18 protein-coding genes are annotated in these 21,664 nt (G+C 53.6%); 13 read left to right on the top strand and 5 right to left on the bottom strand.

Annotation, left to right across the window (positions count from 1 at the left end):
- The 3 genes from OGX92_RS13140 to OGX92_RS13130 all read left to right on the top strand — a co-directional run.
- Window positions 1–63 (top strand): IS1 family transposase (locus tag OGX92_RS13140; RefSeq protein WP_071603212.1); only part of this gene is annotated, 63 nt, incomplete at its 5' end.
- 1 nt (window position 64) lies between these two features.
- Complete coding sequence (locus tag OGX92_RS13135) at window positions 65–427, top strand: DUF308 domain-containing protein (RefSeq protein ID WP_286586632.1); 363 nt, start codon at window positions 65–67, stop codon at window positions 425–427.
- Window positions 427–774 (top strand): HdeA/HdeB family chaperone, encoded by a 348-nt coding sequence (locus tag OGX92_RS13130; protein WP_149334851.1) that lies wholly within the window; start codon window positions 427–429, stop codon window positions 772–774. Before OGX92_RS13135 ends, OGX92_RS13130 begins: the two co-directional genes overlap by 1 nt.
- 207 nt (window positions 775–981) lie before the next feature.
- Here OGX92_RS13130 and OGX92_RS13125 read toward each other — a convergent pair whose 3' ends face one another.
- From OGX92_RS13125 to OGX92_RS13110, 4 genes are all read right to left on the bottom strand, one after another.
- Window positions 982–4,098 carry an efflux RND transporter permease subunit gene (locus OGX92_RS13125; protein ID WP_149334850.1) on the bottom strand — a complete coding sequence of 1,039 codons (3,117 nt, stop codon included), beginning with the start codon at window positions 4,096–4,098 and terminating at the stop codon, window positions 982–984.
- A gap of 28 nt (window positions 4,099–4,126) precedes the next feature.
- The gene (locus OGX92_RS13120) at window positions 4,127–5,281 is read right to left on the bottom strand and encodes an efflux RND transporter periplasmic adaptor subunit (protein WP_286586631.1); all 1,155 of its coding nucleotides are present in this window, start codon (window positions 5,279–5,281) and stop codon (window positions 4,127–4,129) included.
- A 280-nt stretch (window positions 5,282–5,561) separates the two neighbouring features.
- Window positions 5,562–6,128: a Slp family lipoprotein gene (locus OGX92_RS13115; RefSeq protein ID WP_286586630.1), complete on the bottom strand. Its 567-nt coding sequence runs from the start codon at window positions 6,126–6,128 to the stop codon at window positions 5,562–5,564.
- A 244-nt stretch (window positions 6,129–6,372) separates the two neighbouring features.
- Window positions 6,373–7,227 carry a MurR/RpiR family transcriptional regulator gene (locus OGX92_RS13110; RefSeq protein WP_071687398.1) on the bottom strand — a complete coding sequence of 285 codons (855 nt, stop codon included), beginning with the start codon at window positions 7,225–7,227 and terminating at the stop codon, window positions 6,373–6,375.
- A 293-nt stretch (window positions 7,228–7,520) separates the two neighbouring features.
- On the opposite strand from OGX92_RS13110, the gene OGX92_RS13105 reads away from it, so the two are divergent.
- From OGX92_RS13105 to iolB, 10 genes are all read left to right on the top strand, one after another.
- A complete protein-coding gene (locus OGX92_RS13105; RefSeq protein ID WP_286586629.1) occupies window positions 7,521–9,026 on the top strand; it encodes a CoA-acylating methylmalonate-semialdehyde dehydrogenase in 1,506 nt (501 codons plus the stop codon).
- A gap of 11 nt (window positions 9,027–9,037) precedes the next feature.
- Window positions 9,038–10,963 (top strand): 3D-(3,5/4)-trihydroxycyclohexane-1,2-dione acylhydrolase (decyclizing), encoded by a 1,926-nt coding sequence (iolD, locus tag OGX92_RS13100; RefSeq protein ID WP_286586628.1) that lies wholly within the window; start codon window positions 9,038–9,040, stop codon window positions 10,961–10,963.
- A 343-nt stretch (window positions 10,964–11,306) separates the two neighbouring features.
- Window positions 11,307–12,293, top strand: coding sequence for an inositol 2-dehydrogenase (gene iolG / locus OGX92_RS13095; RefSeq protein ID WP_003826096.1), 987 nt, complete (start codon window positions 11,307–11,309; stop codon window positions 12,291–12,293).
- Between the two features lie 38 nt (window positions 12,294–12,331).
- The gene (locus OGX92_RS13090) at window positions 12,332–13,261 is read left to right on the top strand and encodes a sugar ABC transporter substrate-binding protein (protein ID WP_003826099.1); all 930 of its coding nucleotides are present in this window, start codon (window positions 12,332–12,334) and stop codon (window positions 13,259–13,261) included.
- A gap of 176 nt (window positions 13,262–13,437) precedes the next feature.
- Complete coding sequence (locus OGX92_RS13085; RefSeq protein WP_003839789.1) at window positions 13,438–14,985, top strand: sugar ABC transporter ATP-binding protein; 1,548 nt, start codon at window positions 13,438–13,440, stop codon at window positions 14,983–14,985.
- A gap of 11 nt (window positions 14,986–14,996) precedes the next feature.
- Entirely contained in the window at window positions 14,997–16,025 is a 1,029-nt protein-coding gene (locus OGX92_RS13080; RefSeq protein WP_003826102.1) for an ABC transporter permease, read from the top strand.
- 8 nt (window positions 16,026–16,033) lie between these two features.
- Complete coding sequence (locus OGX92_RS13075) at window positions 16,034–17,167, top strand: Gfo/Idh/MocA family protein (protein WP_286586633.1); 1,134 nt, start codon at window positions 16,034–16,036, stop codon at window positions 17,165–17,167.
- Between the two features lie 12 nt (window positions 17,168–17,179).
- Window positions 17,180–19,084 carry a bifunctional 5-dehydro-2-deoxygluconokinase/5-dehydro-2-deoxyphosphogluconate aldolase gene (locus tag OGX92_RS13070; protein WP_286586627.1) on the top strand — a complete coding sequence of 635 codons (1,905 nt, stop codon included), beginning with the start codon at window positions 17,180–17,182 and terminating at the stop codon, window positions 19,082–19,084.
- A gap of 14 nt (window positions 19,085–19,098) precedes the next feature.
- Complete coding sequence (gene iolE, locus OGX92_RS13065) at window positions 19,099–19,989, top strand: myo-inosose-2 dehydratase (protein ID WP_003826107.1); 891 nt, start codon at window positions 19,099–19,101, stop codon at window positions 19,987–19,989.
- A 9-nt stretch (window positions 19,990–19,998) separates the two neighbouring features.
- Window positions 19,999–20,817 carry a 5-deoxy-glucuronate isomerase gene (iolB, locus tag OGX92_RS13060; protein WP_218667233.1) on the top strand — a complete coding sequence of 273 codons (819 nt, stop codon included), beginning with the start codon at window positions 19,999–20,001 and terminating at the stop codon, window positions 20,815–20,817.
- Between the two features lie 193 nt (window positions 20,818–21,010).
- Here the strand turns inward: iolB and OGX92_RS13055 are convergent, their stop codons facing one another.
- On the bottom strand, window positions 21,011–21,367 hold the full coding sequence (locus tag OGX92_RS13055; RefSeq protein WP_003826111.1) for a KPN_00521 family repetitive protein: 357 nt from the start codon (window positions 21,365–21,367) through the stop codon (window positions 21,011–21,013).
- Between the last annotated feature and the right edge of the window lie 297 nt (window positions 21,368–21,664).

Here is a 21,664-nt window from a genome sequence, read left to right as displayed (position 1 = left end):
AAATCGGTGGAGCTGCATGACAAAGTCATCGGGCATTATCTGAACATAAAACACTATCAATAAGTTGGAGTCATTACCCTTTTTTGCTATCGCGTGGTTACTGCTGGGTTACTGTTTCCTCGTGAATCCTGTGATAGGCATGAATTCACTGGCAATGGTATTTTGCTGCCTGTTTATTCTGGGGGGGATTTTTCGTATCGCCTCTGGGGTCAAACTGTTCCGTAGTCCGGGTTATGGATGGAACATTTTCATTGGTATTTTTGACCTGCTTATTGCCGGCGTATGGCTGAATATGGATCCCGACAGATCGTATGTATTTACCTCAATCTTTATTGGTGTCGAGATGATCTTTAGTTCTTTAGCTTTTATCAGTCTGCGTAGAAATGCGACGCTGGTTAAAACTGATAAGCTCGCCGATAAAAATTAATGCTACTTCTGGAGCGCATAGTGAATATTAAGATGATGGTTTCTGCAGCTATTCTTGTGACTTCTATTATGGCGCCAATGACCTGTGCTTTGGCTACTCAGGCAACGGAAGCTGCGCCACAAGATATGACCTGTAAAGAATTTGTTGATATGAGTCAGCAATACAAGACGGCAATTGCCTTTGTGATTGTTAATAAAAATTCGGACTTTAAAGGCGATGATTATGTTCCCCTGCATGAGGTGGAAACGGAAGCTGTACCGAAAATGGTTAAAATGTGCCATCAGCATCCGAATACAAAACTGGGTGAACTGGCTGTAAATCTGAAAGGTTCCGGTCTGCACTATTGATTAACCGTTTTGATAGCCTGGCTTTAGTTAGAATTGACAACCTCTGTTCCTACCCTCAGTCGTTCCTTATAAAAAATCCGCGTAATGCTTACCCTGCTATCCACGAGAAACTCGCTGGATAGCCGTGCCCACTAATAACCGTAGGCCTGACAAACGAAGCCCCATCCCTGGGATTTAATAATCTAAACCCAGGGATAGGGCAGGGGATCAGCGTCGAGCTTTAAATCGCGCTAACGTATTTTCAACGAGGACAAAGAACACTGGAACAAAATAGATTGCCAGTACCGTCGCGGCCAGCATCCCTCCGATAACCCCCGTACCGACGGCATTTTGCGCACCAGAGCCCGCGCCGTTGCTTATTGCCAGCGGAATAACCCCCAGGATGAAGGCCAGTGAGGTCATCAGAATTGGACGTAAGCGCATTTGCGCGGCTTCCACTGCAGCTTCAAGCGGCGTTTTCCCTTCTTTCTGCATAATCTCGACGGCAAACTCGACGATCAGAATGGCGTTTTTAGCCGACAGCCCCATGGTGGTGAGCAGGCCGACCTGGAAATAAACATCATTGCTCAGGCCGCGCAGATCGGTAGCCAGTAAAGCGCCGACCACCCCGATTGGCACAACCAGCATCACCGAGAACGGGATCGACCAGCTTTCATACAGTGCCGCCAGCGCCAGAAACACGACGATCAGCGAAATGCCGTACAGCATTGGCGCCTGATTTGTGGACAATGCTTCCTGATAAGACAGACCGGTCCAGGCATAACCGACGCCCGCGGGCAGTTTGTTAATCAGCGATGCCATAAATTTCATCGCATCACCGCTGCTTTTCCCTTCGACCGGCTGGCCCAGAATTTCCATTGCAGGCTGACCGTTGTAGCGTTCAAGACGAGGAGAACCGTAAGTCCACTCGGTGGATGAGTAGGCGGAAAGCGGCGTCATTGCGCCGGAGGCATTACGTACGTACCAGTGATTGATATTGTCCGGCAACATACGGAACGGCGTATCGGCCTGGACATACACTTTTTTTACGCGCCCCTGGTTCAGGAAATCATTAACATAGCGACTACCAAACGCGGTGGAGATGGTCTGATTAATATCTGATAACGCAACGCCCATAGCTTCAGCCTTTTTGGCGTTGACGTGAATGCGGAACATCGGTGTATCTTCCAGGCCGTTCGGACGTACCCCGTCAACCTCACCGGATGACTGGTTAGCCAAAGCCAGAAGCTGGTTCCGCGCCTGCATCATTTTCTCATGCCCAAGATTACCGTTATCCAGTAGCTCCATATCAAAACCTGAAGCCGTCCCCAGTTCCGCGACTGCGGGTAAATTGAATGGATAAACGACGGCATTATTGATGGTGCTTAAGGCCATCATTGCCCGTCGAATAATGGCGGTAACCGAGTTTTCTTCGCCAACGCGTTCTGACCAGGGCTTCAGGCTGATAAACGCCAGACCGTTGTTTTGTCCCTGGCCGCTGAAACCAAATCCGCCAACGGTGAAAACAGAAGCGACGTTTTTCTGTTCTTTTGTCAGGTAGTAGTCGGTTATTTCTCCGAGCACTTTGCTGGTGTTCACCATCGTTGAACCCGAAGGCAATTGTGCCGTGGTCATGAATACCCCCTGATCTTCTTCAGGCAGAAAGGAGGTCGGAGTGCGTAAAAACAGCACAATCATGCCCGCGCCAATGACTAAATAGACGACCATATAGCGGCCTGTGCGACGTAGCAGTCTACGGGTGCTGTCCGTGTAGTGCTGAGTGCATTTCTCCATGAAGTGGTTGAAACGGGTAAACAGAAAATGTGTGTTTGCTTTTTCTCCCTCGTGAGATTTTAACAGCATGGCGCAAAGTGCTGGCGTCAGGCTCATTGCCACAAATACCGACAGCAGCATGGAAGAGATTAAGGTGATGGAAAACTGACGGAAAATTTCACCCGTTGCTCCGCTCATAAACGCCATCGGCATAAATACGGCGGATAACACGACGGCAATACCAACCAGCGCCCTCTGGAGTTGGCCCATTGCTTTATGCGTTGCCGCTTTTGGGGACAAGTGCTCTTCAGCAATAATACGTTCTACGTTCTCAACCACCACGATGGCATCATCGACCAACAGCCCTATCGCCAGCACCATGCCAAACATCGTGAGCGTGTTAATCGAAAAACCGGCGACGTCGAGTATTGCAAAGGTTCCGAGGATAACCACCGGAACGGCGATAGTGGGGATAAGCGTCGCACGGAAACTCTGCAAAAACAGATACATGACGAGGAATACCAGAATGATTGCCTCGATCAAAGTATGAAAAACACCCTGAATCGAAATCTCGATAAACGGCGTGGTGTCATAGGGATAAACGGTTTTCATACTGGCCGGAAACCAGGCCGATAATCTGTTCAGCTCTTGTTTGACCGCCTGGGACGTTGCCAGGGCATTGGCGCCAGCGGCAAGTTTAATCGCAATCCCGGCGGCGGGTTTGCCGTTGTAACGTGCAACCGTTGCATAATTTTCCGCACCCAGCTCAATGCGCGCGACATCGCGCAGCAGAACCTGAGAACCATCTTGCTGAACTTTAAGGAAGATCTTGCCAAATTCATCGGTCGTTTGCAGACGCGTCTGGACGATTATCGACGCATTTAACTGCTGATCGGCTGACTGAGGCATGCCCCCCAACTGCCCGCCAGATATCTGATTATTCTGCACTTTGAGCTGGGTAATGACGTCCTCGGGAGTGAGGTTATACTTGTCGAGCTTTTGCGGATCCAACCAGATGCGCATGGCGTATTGAGAACCGAATAACTGCACGCTCCCCACCCCGGCAGTGCGGCTTAGCGGATCTTTAATGTTCGAGGCCACATAGTCGGCAATATCATATTGGCTCAGGCTGTTATTATCAGAGATAAAACCGGCGACCATTAATATATTGCTGCTGGATTTATCAACGCTGATCCCTTGCTGTTGTACTTCCTGTGGCAAGGAAGGCATCGCCAGCTGTAGTTTATTCTGTACCTGAACCTGCGCAATATCGGGTGACGTACCCGTTTTGAAGGTCAGGATAATCGAGGCATTACCTGCCGCATCGCTGGTGGATGACATATACATCAGGCCATCAAGACCATTCATATTCTGTTCAATCACCTGGGTGACGGAGTCTTCAACGGTCTTTGCGTCAGCCCCTGGGTAGGCAGCGCTGATGGTAATGGTTGGGGGCGCAATTTGTGGATATTGGGCGACAGGCAGGTTCATTATCGCGATACCGCCCGTAAACATCATGATAATAGCGAGCACCCAGGCGAAAACCGGGCGCTCAATAAAAAAGTTGGCCATGAAGAAAGTGTCCTTAATGCCTGAAATATTACTGTTCAGCTACCGTGTCAGATGTGTTCAGTTTTGAAGGGAGGACCCGGGCTTTGATTCCCGGACGAATTCTTTGTAATCCGGACACAATGACCCGATCGCCAGGACGTAATCCCGCGGTCACTAACCATTGATTACCAACGGCCTTCACTGCGTTTATTTCACGCAGTTGCACTACGTTTTCCTGGCCAAGGATCAGCGCGGTGGCTTTTCCTTGCTCGTTATGCGTAATTCCTTGCTGGGGGACCATCAACACGTTTTGTTGACTGCCTTCGTCCAGCAACGCCGTGACATACATACCGGGTAAAATTTCACCTTCAGGATTGGGAAATACGGCGCGCAGGGTCACCGAACCGGTGGTCTCATCAACAGCGGGATCGGAAAACTCAAGCGTACCGGTATGGCGATAGCGCTTGCCGTTTTCCAGCATCAGCTCAACCGGAATTTTGCCTTGTTGCTGGGCGATTTGGCCGTTGGCTTTCTCTTCTTTCAGGCGTAAGAAGTCCTGTACTGACTGGGTTAAATCAACATAAATCGGATCTAATCTCTGAACGGTGACCAGCGCGTTTTCCTGATTGGCAGTAACCAGGGCACCCACGGTCACGGAGGATTTACCGCTGATGCCATCAATGGGCGAGGTAACATTGGCGTATCGAAGATTGATGGTGGCTTGTTCAAGATCCGCTTTAGCGACGGCAACATTGGCTTGCGCTTCATTAAGCTGTGTACGCGTCGTGTCATAGTCCTGGCGGCTGACGTAATTAGATTTTATTAATGCTGACTGCCGATTGAGTGTCAGACGAACATTATTGGCGGTAGCCTGTGCCTTTGCCAACGCGCCTTTGGCTGAGTCCAGCCGTGCCTGCAGCGGGGCAGGATCAATTTGATACAGTGATTCTCCTTTGCTGACTTTATCGCCTTCAACAAAGTTGCGTTTTATGATGATCCCACCAACCTGAGGGCGGATTTCGGCGATCTCGAACGCAAGCGCGCGACCCGGAAGTTCACTTTTAATATTTACTGAGGAGGGCGCTAAGGTAACAACGCCGACCTCGGGCTCCATGGCGGTTTTTACTGCAGGTTTATTATCACAGGCGGTGATGATGACGCTACTAAAGAATAATGGTATCAACAGTAAGCATTTTCTGTTCATAGTAATCCCTGAATAATGTGTAAACACAAATGTTCTTTTATTGCATGCAGGGTGGGGGAGTTGTCGGTAAATAAAAAAAGATGGTCAGGCATGAGAAGGGTAAAGCCCATTTCTTCGCTAAAGAATTAGCGGTTAAAAATTATATGTAACAGGAAGAATGCATGTTAAGCGAAGGATCTCATGAAGCAGGATGGCGCAATAAGATAAACACGGGGTGATGAGAGGGGGTGTTTGCCAACACCTGACTCCGGAATATAGTCGCGCCATCTTACCTCTGGGATTATTTCACTAGCTCCGGAGTTACCTGAGTGACTGTATTGGCGTAGTAAGGCGCTCCCCACATCGGCTCAGGCCAGAATGCGCCGTAACCATAATCCCACATGTTATAGGTGGTGTTGACAGACTCAGTTAAATGCCAAACCTGGATTCCTTGTAAATCAACTTTAACAAAGTTGTACGGGACTTTGTTGATGAATCCTGACTCATCTCCTTGAATTGTTCCCAAAATAGTCACGAAATGGTTTCTGTAGTTTACCGGATCGAGGAAACCTTTCTGCTGGGCAAGAATACGTCCCTGATAGCTCGCGTCTATTTGTGGCTTAGCAGAGTCGTTCAGTGGCAAAACGGCGATTTCCAGCAACGTATCATTTTTGGTGTTAATCACATTGATGACTTTACCGCCAAAGCGAGCCTGTTGACCGGTATATAAACCGGGCTGGTTATGCACGGGGATAAAGTTTTTTTGGATATCGGGTTGATTATTACCTTTGATATTCTCAGGAATGGAAGCACATGATGCCAGGGTGAAAGCAAGGGCAATAATCATCAACCCTTTTGTATTTTTCATTTTACTTTCCTGCTTAAAAAAGACAGGTCTATAGTAAACCTTTGCGTATTATTGTCAGCATGCGCATTGTTGATTATCTAATATTAATATAATTGTAGCTTATGGTAATAACGGATTGTATTTTATCTGGTCGCTGAATGAGGACGATATTTTCAACGACCAGAAAAGTAACGGCTGACATCAAGATTTCACGTCACGCTGGCGGGAATGTAATAAAGCGGATCGTCAATTTTCGCGGCGCTCATCACCCGACAGAATGACCGAGTTCATTACTCCCGTCACCCAGACGGTAGGCCAGCGCTACCACTAACGACTGCACCAGGCATAGCGTCGCTGACTGGGAGCGAAACGCGTCGACCTGCGCCTCTTTCACCACAAAGCAGAGATCGCTGAATGTGGCCAGCGGGCTTATCTGGCTGTCGGTAATCACGATCTGGCGCGCGCCGGCATTGGCCGCAGTTTCGCTGACCATCACCGTTTCTTCCGCATAGGGCGAGAAGCTGATCGACACGACGATATCACGCGCTTTGATGCGGTTAATCTGCTCGCGCAGCATTCCGCCCATTCCGTCGAGCAAAATAGGGCGACACTCAAGATGGCTCAGGGCGTAGGTGAGATAGGCCGCTACGCTAAACGAACGACGCAGACCTGCAATGTAAATGGTGTCGGCTTCTGCCAGCAATTGTACGGCGCGTTCCAGCATTTCAGGTTCGGCACGGGCTGCCAGCTGCTGGAGCGCCTGGGTATTCGAACGGGCGAACTCCTGCAGGATATCGAGCGGGGTTTCCGGTACGGCTTCGCTTTCCATCTCACGGAACATGCGCGCGCGGTCGCTGTAGCTGGCGGTTTCCTCTACCAGGTTCATACGAAACAGCTGTTTCATTTCATTGAAGCCGGTGAAGTCAAAAGCATTGGCGAAGCGGATCAGCGTAGAGGGTGGCACTCCGGCTCGTTCAGCAATGACGGCAACCGTATCAAAGGCCACGCTATTGGTATTATCCAGCACATAGCGGGACACCTGCTGCAACCTCTTACTCAGGCTATCGTAGCGATCGCGGATTTGCTGCTGCAGCTCGTTCAGGCTGGTTGCTGTTGTCATTTTACCTCCTGGTACATAGTTTTATGATTCTAAACGCAAAACCGCGTCTTTGAAATGTCACTCATTCATCTGGCTGTAAAAACGAAACAAAAGCTTCAGGCTTGCCGTTCGCTGAAACGTTCTGCCAGTGCACGCTAATCATGCGATTCCGCTTGTTAACATAAAAACCCATCCTTGATCACATTAATCATTATTTATTTTATTTCAACTTAAAATGGAATGTTTGTTTCATATATAGTACACAGATAACAGTGTTCAGGTAACAGTCACGTATCAACAGCGAGAGGTTAAGGATGGAGACAGTAGCGAATTTTATCCACGGCGAATGTGTCACCGGTTCAGGCCAGCGAGTTCAGGTAATCTTCAACCCGGCCACCGGCGAGCAGATCCGCCAGGTGGTGATGAGTACGACACAGGAAACCGAGCAGGCCATTGCGGCAGCGCACGACGCATTCCCCGGGTGGGCTCGCCAATCTCCGTTAAAACGAGCGCGAGTGATGTTCCGCTTTAAGGCGCTGCTGGAAGAAAACATGGAGAGGCTGGCTCGCATCATCAGCGAGGAGCATGGCAAGGTGTTCTCTGACGCAGTTGGTGAGCTGACCCGCGGCCTGGAAGTGGTGGAGTTTGCCTGCGGCATCCCACATCTGCAAAAGGGCGAACACTCAGCCAACGTAGGTACCGGCGTTGATAGCCATTCGCTGATGCAACCTCTCGGGGTTTGCGTCGGGATCACGCCGTTTAACTTTCCGGCAATGGTACCGATGTGGATGTTCCCCATCGCGCTGGCAACCGGGAATACCTTCGTGCTGAAACCCTCAGAAAAAGACCCTTCTCTCGCCCTTGCACTGGCCAAACTGCTGCAAGAATCCGGATTGCCGGACGGTGTGTTCAATGTCGTGCAGGGGGACAAAGAGTCCGTTGACGTGCTGTTAACTGACCCGCGCGTGCAGGCCGTGAGCTTTGTCGGCTCTACGCCGATTGCGGAATACATTTATCAGACGGCATCGGCCCACGGTAAGCGTTGCCAGGCGTTAGGTGGCGCTAAAAATCACTGCATTTTAATGCCGGATGCCGACATGGATATGGCGACCAACGCCATTATGGGGGCTGCTTACGGCGCGGCGGGTGAACGCTGCATGGCGCTTTCGGTGGTGTTGGCGGTAGGGGACAAAACGGCAGATGAGCTGTGCTCGCGACTGGAAAAACAGATTGCGGCGCTGCGTGTCGGGCCGGGGCTTGATCAGACACCGGAAAACGAAATGGGACCGCTTATCTCCTCGGTACACCGTAATAAAGTGCTCGGTTATATCGACAGTGGGGAATCGCAGGGGGCCAGCCTGCGCGTGGATGGTCGGCGTTTTAGCGTTAAAGGCCATGAGCAGGGGTATTTTGTCGGGCCGACCCTGTTTGATAACGTCACGCCGGAGATGACCATTTATAAAGAAGAGATTTTTGGGCCGGTGCTTTCTGTGGTGCGCGTAGCAGATTACAGCAGCGCGGTGGAACTGATTAACCGTCATGAATATGGTAATGGCACGGCAATTTTCACGCGTGACGGCGGCTGTGCGCGTCGCTTCTGCGAAGAAGTGCAAGCGGGCATGGTGGGCGTAAACGTGCCTATTCCGGTGCCGATGGCGTTCCACAGTTTTGGCGGCTGGAAGCGGTCCATTTTTGGTGCGCTTAACGTTCATGGCAACGATGGCGTGCGCTTCTACACCCGGATGAAAACCGTCACCGCACGCTGGCCGGAGATGCTGCAGGACACAGGGGCCGCGTTCTCCATGCCAACGCTGGGCTGACAGGAGGGTTTATGCAAACCGAACGTATGACCATGGCTCAGGCGCTGGTCAAATTCCTTAATCAACAATATATCTGTGTCGATGGCGTGGAAACGCCCTTTGTCGAGGGTGTCGCCACCATCTTTGGTCACGGTAACGTGCTTGGCATTGGCCAGGCGCTGGAGCAGGCACCCGGTCATTTGCAGGTGATGCAGGGATGTAATGAGCAGGGAATTGCGCACATGGCGACCGGATTCGCCAAACAGCATCGGCGCCAGCGTATTTTTGCCGTGACGTCATCGGTTGGGCCGGGAGCGGCAAACATGGTGACCGCCGCAGCAACCGCGACGGCGAACCGTATTCCGCTGTTGCTGTTGCCTGGCGATGTCTATGCCAGTCGTCAGCCGGACCCGGTATTGCAGCAAATTGAGCAATACCATGACCTTGGCATCAGTACCAACGACTGCTTCCGCCCGGTCTCGCGATACTGGGACCGGATTAACCGCCCGGAGCAGTTAATGAGCGCGATGCTAAACGCGATGCGAACGCTTATTGACCCCGCAGATACTGGTGCCGTAACTATTTGCCTGCCACAGGATGTGCAGGGAGAAGCCTGGGACTATCCGCAGAGCTTCTTTGCGCGCCGCGTTCATTTGATCGAACGTCGACCGCCCGACCCGCAGCGTCTGGCGATGGCGCGGGCACTGATTGCCCGCAAACGCCGCCCGCTGGTGGTATGCGGCGGCGGGGTACGCTACTCCGGCGCGCATGAGACGTTTCGTACGTTTGTTGAAACGCTGCAACTGCCGTTTGCCGAAACTCAGGCCGGAAAGGGCGCACTGGTTAGTGACCACCCACTTAACCTCGGAGGCATTGGGGTAACTGGCGGGATGGCAGCGAATCAGCTCGCACCGCAAGCCGATCTGGTGATCGGCATCGGTACGCGCCTCACCGACTTTACCACCGGTTCGAAAGCGCTGTTTTCTCATCCGGAGGTTGAGTTCCTGCTGCTGAACGTGGCGGAGTTTGACGCACTGAAGCTTGATGCCACTGCGCTTATCGCCGACGCCCGTACCGGGCTTACGGCATTAACTGAAACACTGAAAGACTACCGCAGCGATTGGGGGAAGGAGGTCGCGCAGGCGCAAGAGGCCTGGCGCGATGAGTGCCAACGTTTATGGGAGCGCGACTGGCGTCCCGATGACGAACCCGAAGTGGCTGGGCATCTTGACGCTCAGTTGGCGGAATATGGCGACACGCTAAACACCAGGTTGACCCAGACGAAGGTGCTGGGGCTTATCAATCAGCACATTGAAGATAACGCTATCGTCGTAGGGGCCGCCGGATCGCTACCTGGCGATTTACAGCGTATCTGGCAGGTCAAAACCCCGGACAGCTATCACCTGGAATACGGTTACTCCTGTATGGGCTATGAGATTGCGGCTGCTATTGGAGCCAGGCTGGCGAAGCCGCAGCAGCCGGTATATGCCATGGTGGGGGATGGCTCGTACATGATGCTGCATTCCGAGCTACAAACCGCCGTCCAGGAGGGGATAAAAGTCACTATCCTGCTGTTTGATAACGCCAGCTTCGGGTGTATTAACAACCTGCAGATGGGGCATGGGATGGGGAGTTTCGGTACGGAAAACCGTCACCGTAACCCGCAAACCGGACGGTTGGATGGGCCGCTGGTGAAGGTCGATTTTGCCAAAAACGCGGAAAGCTACGGCTGTCGGGCATGGCGTGTACATGACGAGCAAAGCCTGCTGACGGCGCTGGAAGCCTCCCGTGCGCATTCGGGGCCTGTGCTGCTGGATATCAAAGTCCTGCCGAAAACCATGACCCACGACTATGCCGCCTGGTGGCGCACTGGCGATGCGCAGGTGGCGGAATCTCCGTCGGTGCGAAAAGCGGCTGAGCAGACGTTTGAGCAGGTGAAAAACGCACGTCAGTACTAAAAGCGATTAATGCCGGATGGCGCTGCGCTTATCCGGCCTACAGCGGATTCTACCCCCAGGCCGGATAAGGCGTTAGCGCCGTCATCCGGCAACCTGCGACAACGAAATTTTCATTTCATTTTTCCTTTTTCTTCATCCATCGCCTCCTTCCTGAACGGAAGGGGGCCAATTCCTGCATCTTCCCTGTTGTTATGTTGTGATATTGATAACAGATTTTATCTCGATCATCTCAAAAGTGTTAACTTGCACTCAAAAACATAATTTTCACTATTTATAAAAATGAAATAAATGTTTTATTTAAAGGGTCGTTAGTTCATCGCATTCACCAACACCGGGAGCCGTTATGTTTAACATTGCTTTACTGGGCGCTGGCCGAATTGGCCAGGTACATGCAGCTAACATTGCCAGTCACAGTGCTACTACCCTCTGGTCCGTCGTCGACCCGAATCAGGAATTTGCCACCCGTCTTGCCACACAGTACCAGGCTCGTTTGCAAAGCCTGGATGAGGCGATGACGGACCCTAACGTTCACGCCGTGCTGATTGCCTCCGCGACTGATACCCACGCGGATCTGATTGAAATGGCCGCACGCCACGGCAAAGCCATCTTCTGCGAAAAGCCGGTCCACCTGGATCTGGCCCGTGTACGCGACTGCCTGAAAGTGGTCAAAGAGTACGATGTACCGTTGTTTATCGGTTTCAACCGCCGCTTCGATCCACAGTTTCGCCGTGTGAAAACTGACGCACTGGCCGGGCGTATCGGAAAGCCGGAATCGCTGCTGATCATCTCCCGCGATCCGTCGCCGCCGCCTGCGGAATACGTGCGTGTGTCCGGCGGTATGTTCCGCGATATGACTATCCACGATTTTGATATGGCGCGCTTTATCATGGGCGAAGAGCCGGTTTCGGTGTATGCCCAGGGCAGCAATCTGGTGGATCCGGCGATTGGCGAAGCGGGCGATATCGATACCGCGTTCATCGTACTGAAATATGCCTCCGGCGCGATGGCGACCATCGTCAACAGCCGCCGTTCTTCTTACGGATACGATCAGCGCCTTGAGCTGCACGGCTCTGAAGGATTGCTGTGCGCGGGCAACATTCTCGAAAATCAGGTGCAGCACTACGCGAAGACCGGCTGCACCAGCGCGTTACCTGAACATTTCTTCTTGCAGCGTTATAAATCGGCCTATGCCGCGGAATGGGAACACTTTGTTGCGGTACTGCGCGGCGAAGCGGTCCCTGATTGCAGCGGGGACGATGGCGAGCGTGCGCTGTATCTGGCGGATAAAGCGCTGGAGTCACTGCATAGCCAACGTGAAGTTCTCCTCTGATTGTCACCACAACCTACCCTACACAGAGAGACATAATAATGAAAAAACTGATCTTAGCTGTCCTCATCGCCATGACATCCGGGGCAGCCATTGCTGAAAATGAGCAAATTGTTTTCAGTACGCCAAACCTGGCGATGCCATTTGAAGTTCACATGCAGCGCACGGCGGTGAAAGCCGCAAAAGAAATGGGCGTGAATTTACAGGTCCTGGACGGGCAGGGTAGCTCGCCAAAACAGGTCGCTGACCTGGAAAATGCCATAACTCGTGGCGCACAGGGCTTTATTGTTTCACCAAACGATGTCAACGCGGTGTCCAGCGCGGTAGATGAAATTCAGGATGCCAAACTGCCCGTTGTTACCCTTGACCGCTCCGTTGACAGCCAGAAAAAAGTGCCGCACTTCGGCGCGAACAACTACAAAGGCGGCCAGGCGATTGGCGACTTTGTCAAAACCAAATTCCCTGACGGGGCAGACATTATTCTGCTGACCGGCCAGCCAGGCTCCTCCTCCAACATTGAACGTACTAAAGGCATTCGCGACAGCCTGAAGGCGGGTGGTGAAAAGTACAAGATCGTTGCCGATCAGACCGGTAACTGGATGCGTTCTGAAGGGATGCGCATTGTCGAAAGCGTTCTGCCTTCGTTGCCGAAGCGTCCGCAGGTGATCCTCTCCGCTAACGACGATATGGCGCTGGGCGCGATTGAAGCGTTACAGGGACAAGGACTGAAACCCGGTGAAGTTCTGGTCACGGGCTTCGATGCTGTGCCGGAAGCACTGGCGCGTGTGCGCGACGGCTGGCTGGCAGTGACGGCGGATCAGCGTCCTGGCTTTGCGGTGAAAACGGCCATGAGCCAGTTGGTGAATAACGTCCGTGAGAAGACTGCGATCACCGGGGCTGACTACCCGCCAACGCTTATCACCAAAGAGAATTTGCAGCAGGCCGAGCGTATTAACGAAGCCGGTAACTGATTTATACACGTCATCCTTCAAGCTGCCTCTGTGTTGGCTGCATCTGCTCACCCCAGTCACTTACTTGAGTAAGCTCCTGGGGATTCTCAGACTTGCCGCCTTGATGCAACTTGAATGATTTTGTGTATATCTGGAGCCGCCGTTACGGCGGCTCACTCTAAAGGAGGAGCAGACCGATGTCGCAACCCTTACTGAAAGTGACCGACCTGGCGAAAAGCTTTTCCGGCGTTTGGGCGCTGAGCAGCGCACAGCTGACCGTTGGTGCAGGCGAAATTCATGCGCTGTTAGGTGAGAACGGTGCCGGAAAATCGACCCTGCTGAAAGCGCTGGCGGGCGCACAGCCGCAAACACGCGGGGATATTTGGTTCAACGGAGAAACATTGCCGGTAGAAGACTCTCCGGTTGAGCGGCAGAACAAGGGCATTATCACGATTTATCAGGAATTTAATCTGCTGCCCAATATGACCGTTGCCGAGAATATGTTCCTCGGTCGTGAACCGCGCAAACGCAATCTGATTGTTGACGAAAAGGCGGTAAATCAGGAAGCGCAGGTGATTCTGGATTACCTGCAACTGAACGTTGCGCCAACCACGGCCGTGGCCCGGCTGAGCGTGGCGCAGCAGCAAATGGTGGAAATTGCGCGGGCGCTGACGCTGAACGCAAAGCTGATCATTATGGATGAACCTTCCGCCGCGCTGAGCGACAGCGAAGTAGAAAGCCTACATCGTGTGGTGCGGGAACTTAAAGGGCGCGGCGTGAGCATTATCTACGTCACCCATCGCCTGCATGAAGTTTTTCAACTCTGTGACCAGTTCACCGTTTTCCAGGATGGACGATTCACCGGGAATGGCGCGGTTGCACAGACCACCGTAGAACAGCTGATCCGCCTGATGGTGGGGCGCGATGTGGCCTTTAATCGCCGTCCGGCCAGCGAAACTCACCATGAAGATAAACCTGTGCGTCTGGCGGTGAAGGGGCTTAGCCGCGAAAAACCGCCGCTGGATCCGCATGGTATCGCGCTGCACGATATTAGCTTCCACGTGCATGCTGGCGAAGTGTTAGGCATTGCCGGACTGGTGGGTGCCGGGCGCACCGAAGTGGCCCGCTGCCTGTTTGGCGCCGACGGTTTTACTTCCGGCAGCTTTGAACTTGATGGCGTGCCATATCAGCCGCGCGATCCGCTGTTTGCGCTGGATCAGGGGCTGGCGCTGGTACCGGAAGATCGTAAAAAAGAGGGCGCGGTGCTTGGGCTGTCGATCCGCGACAACCTGTCGCTCTCCAGCCTCTCGTCACTGCTGCACTGGCGCTGGTTCGTGAATACCCGCAAAGAGGATGCCCTGATCGAGTCATACCGCCAGGCGCTGCAGATCAAAATGGTCAACAGCGCGCAGGAGGTACGCAAGCTCTCCGGCGGGAACCAGCAAAAAGTGATCCTCGCGCGCTGCATGGCGCTTAATCCTCGGGTGTTGATCGTGGATGAACCAACGCGCGGCATCGATGTTGGCACCAAATCAGAAGTCCATCAGGTGCTGTTTGATATGGCGAAAAAGGGCGTGGCGGTGATCGTGATCTCCTCCGATCTGCCGGAAGTCATGGCGGTTTCCGATCGGATCATCACGTTAAGTGAAGGCCGGGTGACTGGCGAGATCCACGGCGACGACGCTAATGAAGAGCGGCTAATGACGATGATGGCCATCAACCACAACGCCCTGAATGCGGCATAACGGAGTGATTCATGACGCAGATTATTTCTAAAACGCAGGTTCCTGCCAAACGCGGCGGACGTCTTGATCCCATTGCCTTTTTTGAGCGCTTTGGGGTATTGATTTTCATGATCCTGCTGCTGATTTTCTTTCAGTTGCAGAACAGCAATTTTCTTTCTGAACGCAATATTTTCAACATCCTGACCGAAGTCTCCATCTACGGGATCATGGCGGTGGGGATGACGTTTGTCATTCTGACTGCCGGGATCGATCTGTCGGTGGGGTCCATCCTGGCGGTCTGCGCCATGACCGCTGCGTATGTGATTAAGGGCGACAACTTCACCACCGTCGACCCGAACGCCTGGGGCGGCATGAGCTGGCTGATTGGCCTTGGGATCTGTATGGCGATGGGTACCGCGATTGGTTTTCTGCATGGCCTCGGTGTGACCCGCCTGCGTCTGCCGCCGTTTATCGTCACCCTCGGCGGGATGACCATCTGGCGGGGCCTGACGCTGGTGATTAACGACGGTGCACCGATTGCCGGTTTCGACGCGGGATACCGCTGGTGGGGACGCGGTGAACTGCTCGGTATCTCCATTCCAATCTGGATATTCGCGCTGGTGGCGGTAGGCGGTTATCTGGCGCTGCATAAAACCCGCTGGGGGCGCTTTGTGTACGCCATCGGCGGCAACCCGGAGGCGGCGCGTCTGGCAGGGGTCAACGTGAAGCGCGTGCTGGTGAGCGTCTACGTACTGATTGGCTGTCTGGCGGGGCTGGCGGGCTTCATCCTCAGTGCTCGTCTGGGAAGCGCAGAAGCGGTCGCCGGGATCTCGTTTGAGCTGCGCGTCATCGCTTCGGTGGTCATTGGCGGCACCTCGCTGATGGGCGGCTACGGGCGTATTGGCGGCACCATTATCGGCTCGATCATCATGGGCATCCTGATTAACGGTCTGGTGCTGATGAATGTCTCGGCTTACTACCAACAAATTATTACCGGCTTAATTATCGTTCTGGCGGTGGCGTTCGATACCTACGCCAAGAGCCGTCGCGGCGCATTGTGAGGATCATGATGAAAGAAGTTCGTATTGGATTGATTGGCACCGGGTATATCGGCAAGGCGCATGCCATTGCCTATGCTCAGGCCCCGACGGTATTCAACCTGCGCGGCAAACTGGTGCGCGAAATGGTGGCGGAAGTCACGCCGGAGCTGGCCGCCGAGCGGGCGCTGGCGTTTGGCTTCAACCGCTCAACCGGAGACTGGCGTGCGCTGGTGGCTGACCCGGTCATTGATGTCGTGGATATCTGTTCTCCTAATCATCTGCACAAAGAGATGGCGCTGGAAGCGATTCGCCATGGCAAGCATGTGTACTCAGAAAAGCCGTTGGCGCTGAACGCCCACGACGCGCGTGAAATGGTTGAAGCAGCACAGCGGGCAGGAGTGAAAACGCTGGTGGGGTTCAACTATATGAAGAACCCAACGGCGCAGCTGGCGAAAGAGATCATTGCGTGCGGAGAAATTGGTGAGGTGATCCATTTCTACGGCACCCACAACGAAGACTACATGGCCGATCCGCTTGCGCCGATCCACTGGCACTGTTTTAAAGAAACGGCAGGTTTGGGAGCGCTTGGCGATCTGGCGGCGCATATCGTCAATATGGCGCAGTACCTGGTTGGGGATATTCAGCAGGTCTGCGGCGACCTGAAGATCGTGGTGCCACAGCGTCCGGCGAAAGTCGGTTCCTCGCAAATGGTGACGGTAGAGAACGAAGATCAGGCCCACGCGATGGTGCGCTTTGCAGGCGGTGCGCAAGGGGTGATTGAAACCTCCCGCGTTGCCTGTGGCCGCAAGATGGGGTTGTCGTATGTGATTACCGGGACCAAAGGAACTATCAGTTTTACCCAGGAGCGCATGGCTGAGCTGAAGCTCTATCTGCATGACGATCCGGTCAACCGTCAGGGGTTTCGCACTTTACTGGTTGGCCCGGCGCACCCGGACTACGGCGCGTTTTGCATGGGAGCCGGGCATGGTATCGGCTTTAACGACCAGAAAACTGTGGAAGTACGCGACCTGGTGGACGGCATTGCCGCCGATGCACCGATGTGGCCGGACTTTGAAGAAGGCTGGAAGGTGTCGCGCGTGCTTGACGCTATCGCACTCTCGCACCAGGAAGGCCGCTGGCTGAACGTGAACGACATTGTCTGAAGAGGTATCAACGTGGAAAAGCAGTTTGATGTGATATGCATGGGCCGCGTGGCGGTTGACCTCTACAGTCAGCAAATTGGCGCGCGCCTGGAAGATGTGTCGAGCTTTGCCAAATACCTTGGTGGTTCGTCCGGCAACGTGGCTTACGGTACGGCACGCCAGGGACTGCGTTCCTCAATGCTGGCGCGGGTTGGCGACGAACATATGGGGCGTTTCCTGCGTGAAGAATTAAACCAGGTAGGCTGCGATACCAGCCATCTGATCACTGATAAAGACCGCCTGACAGCGCTGGTGCTACTCGGCATTAAAGACCGGGACACCTTCCCACTGATTTTTTACCGTGATAACTGCGCGGATATGGCGATTACCGCCAGCGATGTTGATGAACAGTACATCGCTTCTGCTCGTTGTCTTGCCATCACCGGGACGCATCTTTCTCATCCGCAAACCCGCGAGGCGGTGTTGACGGCGCTCGCTTACGCCCGGTGTCACGGCGTGCGTACGGCGCTGGATATCGACTATCGCCCGGTGCTGTGGGGACTTACTTCCTTAGGCGACGGCGAAACACGCTTTATCGCCGCCGATCAGGTCACCCGCCAGTTGCAGGAGGTGCTGCATCTTTTTGATGTAATTGTCGGCACTGAAGAGGAGTTTCATATCGCGGGCGGCAGTACCGATACGCTGCAGGCGCTGGCGCAGGTTCGCGACGTGAGTCACGCGACGCTGGTTTGCAAGCGCGGTGCACTCGGCAGCTCGGTGTATACCGACGCGATCCCACCCCGGCTGGACGATGGCCTGACGGTCACCGGCGTACGCGTAGAGGTGCTGAACGTGCTGGGGGCGGGGGATGCGTTTATGTCCGGTCTGCTGCGCGGCTATCTCAACGATGAGGGATGGGAGCAGGCGTGCCGCTATGCCAACGCCTGCGGTGCGCTGGTGGTGTCGCGTCACGGCTGTGCGCCGGCAATGCCGAGCAAAATTGAACTTGATGATTATCTTTCTCGCGCCGCAGAGGTTCCTCGTCCGGATCTCGATCCGCATCTCAACCATTTGCATCGCGTGACGACTCGCCGCCGCACATGGCCGGAGCTATGCGTAATGGCCTTCGATCACCGTAGCCAACTGGAAGAGATGGCGTTGCAGTGCGGCGCGTCTTTGAAGCGTATTCCGGCATTGAAACAGCTTATTTTGCAGGCCAGCCGTGAAGCGGCGAACAGCGCCGGGCTGGAAGGTAAAGCCGGACTGCTGTGCGATGGCACGTTTGGTCAGGATGCGCTGAATGCGATAACCGGAGAGGGCTGGTGGATTGGTCGCCCTATCGAACTGCCGGGGTCGCGCCCGCTGGAGATGGAACACGGCAATATAGGCTCGCAGCTCATTAGTTGGCCGCAGGAACATGTGGTGAAGTGTCTGGTCTTTTTCCATCCGGAAGATGCCCACGCGTTGCGCCTGGAACAAGAACAGAAAATCGCTGAGGTGTACCGCGCCTGTTGCCAGTCCGGTCATGAGCTGCTGCTGGAGGTGATTTTACCGGCCAGTATGCCGCGCAGTGATGAACTGTATTTGCGCGCCATTTCCCGTTTCTACAACTTAGGGATCTACCCCGACTGGTGGAAACTCCCACCGCTGACATCTGCTGGCTGGACGGCGTTGAGTGACATTATCGAACGGCGCGATCCGCACTGCCGTGGCGTGGTGATCCTGGGCCTGGACGCACCGGCAGAGCAACTGCGTGCTGATTTTAAAGCGGCTGCGGGTCATGGGGTGGTGAAAGGATTTGCCGTGGGACGCACGCTGTTCGGCGACGCTTCCCGCGCGTGGTTGAAACACGATATTGACGATGCGCAGCTGGTGGCGCGCATTAAAGATAACTACCTGCAGCTTATCGCCTGGTGGCGCGAGCGCGGACAAGCATAATTCAGGAGAAGATGATGACGGTACAATTAGGTATTAATCCACTGACATGGACGAATGACGATCTTCCTTCACTGGGCGCTGAGACGTCGCTTGATACGTGTCTGAGCGAGGGCAAAGAGGCTGGATTTGCTGGTTTCGAACTGGGTAATAAATTCCCGCGCGAGGCGCGACTGCTCGGCCCCATTTTGCAGCGCCACGACCTGCAACTGGTTTCCGGCTGGTACTCCGGACGTCTGCTGGAACGCAGCGTGGAGGAGGAGATTGCCGCCGTGCAGTCACATCTGACGTTACTGCGCGAACTGGGAGCGAAGGTGCTGGTCTTTGCCGAAGTCAGTGGCTGCATTCACGGCGAGCAGCAGACGCCGGTACATCTGCGTCCGCGCTTCCCGCAAGAGCGCTGGCAAGAGTACGGTGAAAAGCTCACCGAGTTTGCGCGTTACACCCAGCAGCAGGGGGTACAGATTGCCTATCACCACCACATGGGAACGGTGATTGAATCTGCTGAAGATGTGGATAATCTGATGACGTATACCGGTGATGAGGTTGGCTTGTTGCTCGATACCGGGCATTTGACCTTTGCGGGTGCCGATCCGTTGGCTGTGGCGCAGCGCTGGGCATCACGTATCAACCATGTTCACTGCAAAGACGTGCGTGCCGACGTGCTGGCGGATGTCAAAAACCGCAAAACCAGCTTCCTCGATGCGGTGCTGAGCGGCGTCTTTACCGTGCCGGGAGATGGCTGCGTTGACTATCCGCCAATCATGGCATTGCTGAAGGCGAACCAGTATCAGGGGTGGCTGGTGGTGGAGGCGGAGCAGGATCCAGCCATCGCGCATCCGCTGACGTATGCGCGTCTGGGCTATAACAACCTTAGCCGTCTGGCGCGGGATGCCGGGCTTATCTGAGGAGGTGATATGTCACGTTTATTATCACGCTGGCAGCAGCCGGACGCGCAAGGGTGTACGCAGTCAGTGACGCCGGAAAGCGCCGGTTGGGGATATGTTGGCTTTAGAGCGTATGAACTGCAGGAAGGGCAGCAGCTTACGCTGCCCGCCGTCAGCGAAGAACGTTGTCTGGTATTGGTTGCCGGACGCGCGACCGTCACCACGCCGGGCGCAACTTTTACGGATATCGGTGAGCGGATGAGCCCGTTCGAACGGATCAAACCGTGGGCGGTTTATGTCACTGCTGGTGAAACCATACAGGTTCAGGCGGTGACCAGACTGGAGCTGGCAGTCTGCGCTGCGCCGGGGAAAGGCACGCACCCAACGCGGCTGATCGCACCTAAGGATATCGACGGGGAAGCGCGTGGCAAAGGTCACAACCAGCGTTATGTGCATAACATCTTACCGGAAGATAAACCCGCAGATAGCCTGCTGGTGGTGGAGGTGTGGACCAACGAAGGTTGTACCAGTTCTTACCCAAGCCATAAACATGACACCGATAATCCCCCGCAGGAAACCTATCTGGAGGAGACTTACTACCATCGCCTCAACCCGCCGCAGGGATTCTGTATGCAACGGGTCTACACCGACGATCGGTCGCTTGACGAGTGTATGGCAGTCTATAACCGCGACGTGGTGATGGTGCCGAAAGGGTATCACCCGGTGGCAACCCTGGCGGGATATGACAGTTACTACCTTAACGTGATGGCCGGCCCGGTTCGCAAATGGATGTTTACCTGGGAAGATGAACATGCGTGGATTAACAGGGAATATCCGGTTGATAAGTAAGGATGAAAGCGTTTGGCGAGAGTGAAACAGGATTTGCTGTCGCCACACGTGGAGTTAGGGGCAGTGCGTTACAATGGCCCTGATCTGGTTTAACTTTAGAAACAGATTGCGATGAGGCCGATGCTTGATTGCGGCTTATTCCTAATAATAAAAAACCGCTTTCGCGGTTTTTTATTATTCAATGTTTGGAAGATTATTCGCTGACTTTTTTCTCAACGGAGGCAGCACCTTCTTTAGTCTTATTCCAGCCTTTCTCGGTACCTTCTTTTGTTGCATTCCAACCTTTTTCAGTACCTTCTTTGGTTGTATTCCAGGCTTTTTGTGAACCTTCACTCACCTTGCTGCTCAGGTCATCTTGTTTACCTTCAGCAGCATGTTTGGCTTTTAATTTTTGCTCTTCGCCCTGATTCTGCGCCTGATGCAGTTTTTCTTTTGCAGTATTGGCGTTTTCGTGTGCGGCGGCTACATCATTATCGGTTGCGTGTGTTGTTGCGGCAATAACCGGAGAAGCCAGCAGAATTGCAGATAATGCGATAATTGTCTTTTTCATAATATCCTCGCTTAGCGTTATAAGTTATTAGCGTGGTAAGCATGGCATACAAACGAAGCGCTGGCTTTAGGAAAAAACTGTAAATGCTGATAACGGTATTTATCTATTTTGTGCAATTGCGAGTAATTAATACGGTTTTTTTTGTTGGGGGAACCCACATTTAATGCTGGGTTAAATAAAGAGTAATAATCATTATTCAGCATGGGAGCGACATCATAATGCTGCCTGATATTTATTTGGGGATGTTTTTTTATTAGAAATGAGGTTGAATTTTAATCACGTTTTACGTGTGAAACT

It is taken from the genome of Citrobacter sp. Cpo089 (assembly GCF_030332695.1).
In the GTDB taxonomy this organism is placed as follows: Bacteria; Pseudomonadota; Gammaproteobacteria; order Enterobacterales; family Enterobacteriaceae; genus Citrobacter; species Citrobacter portucalensis.
The sequence above is the reverse complement of the archived record's forward strand: the minus strand, read 5'-3'. Positions and strand labels throughout refer to the sequence as shown.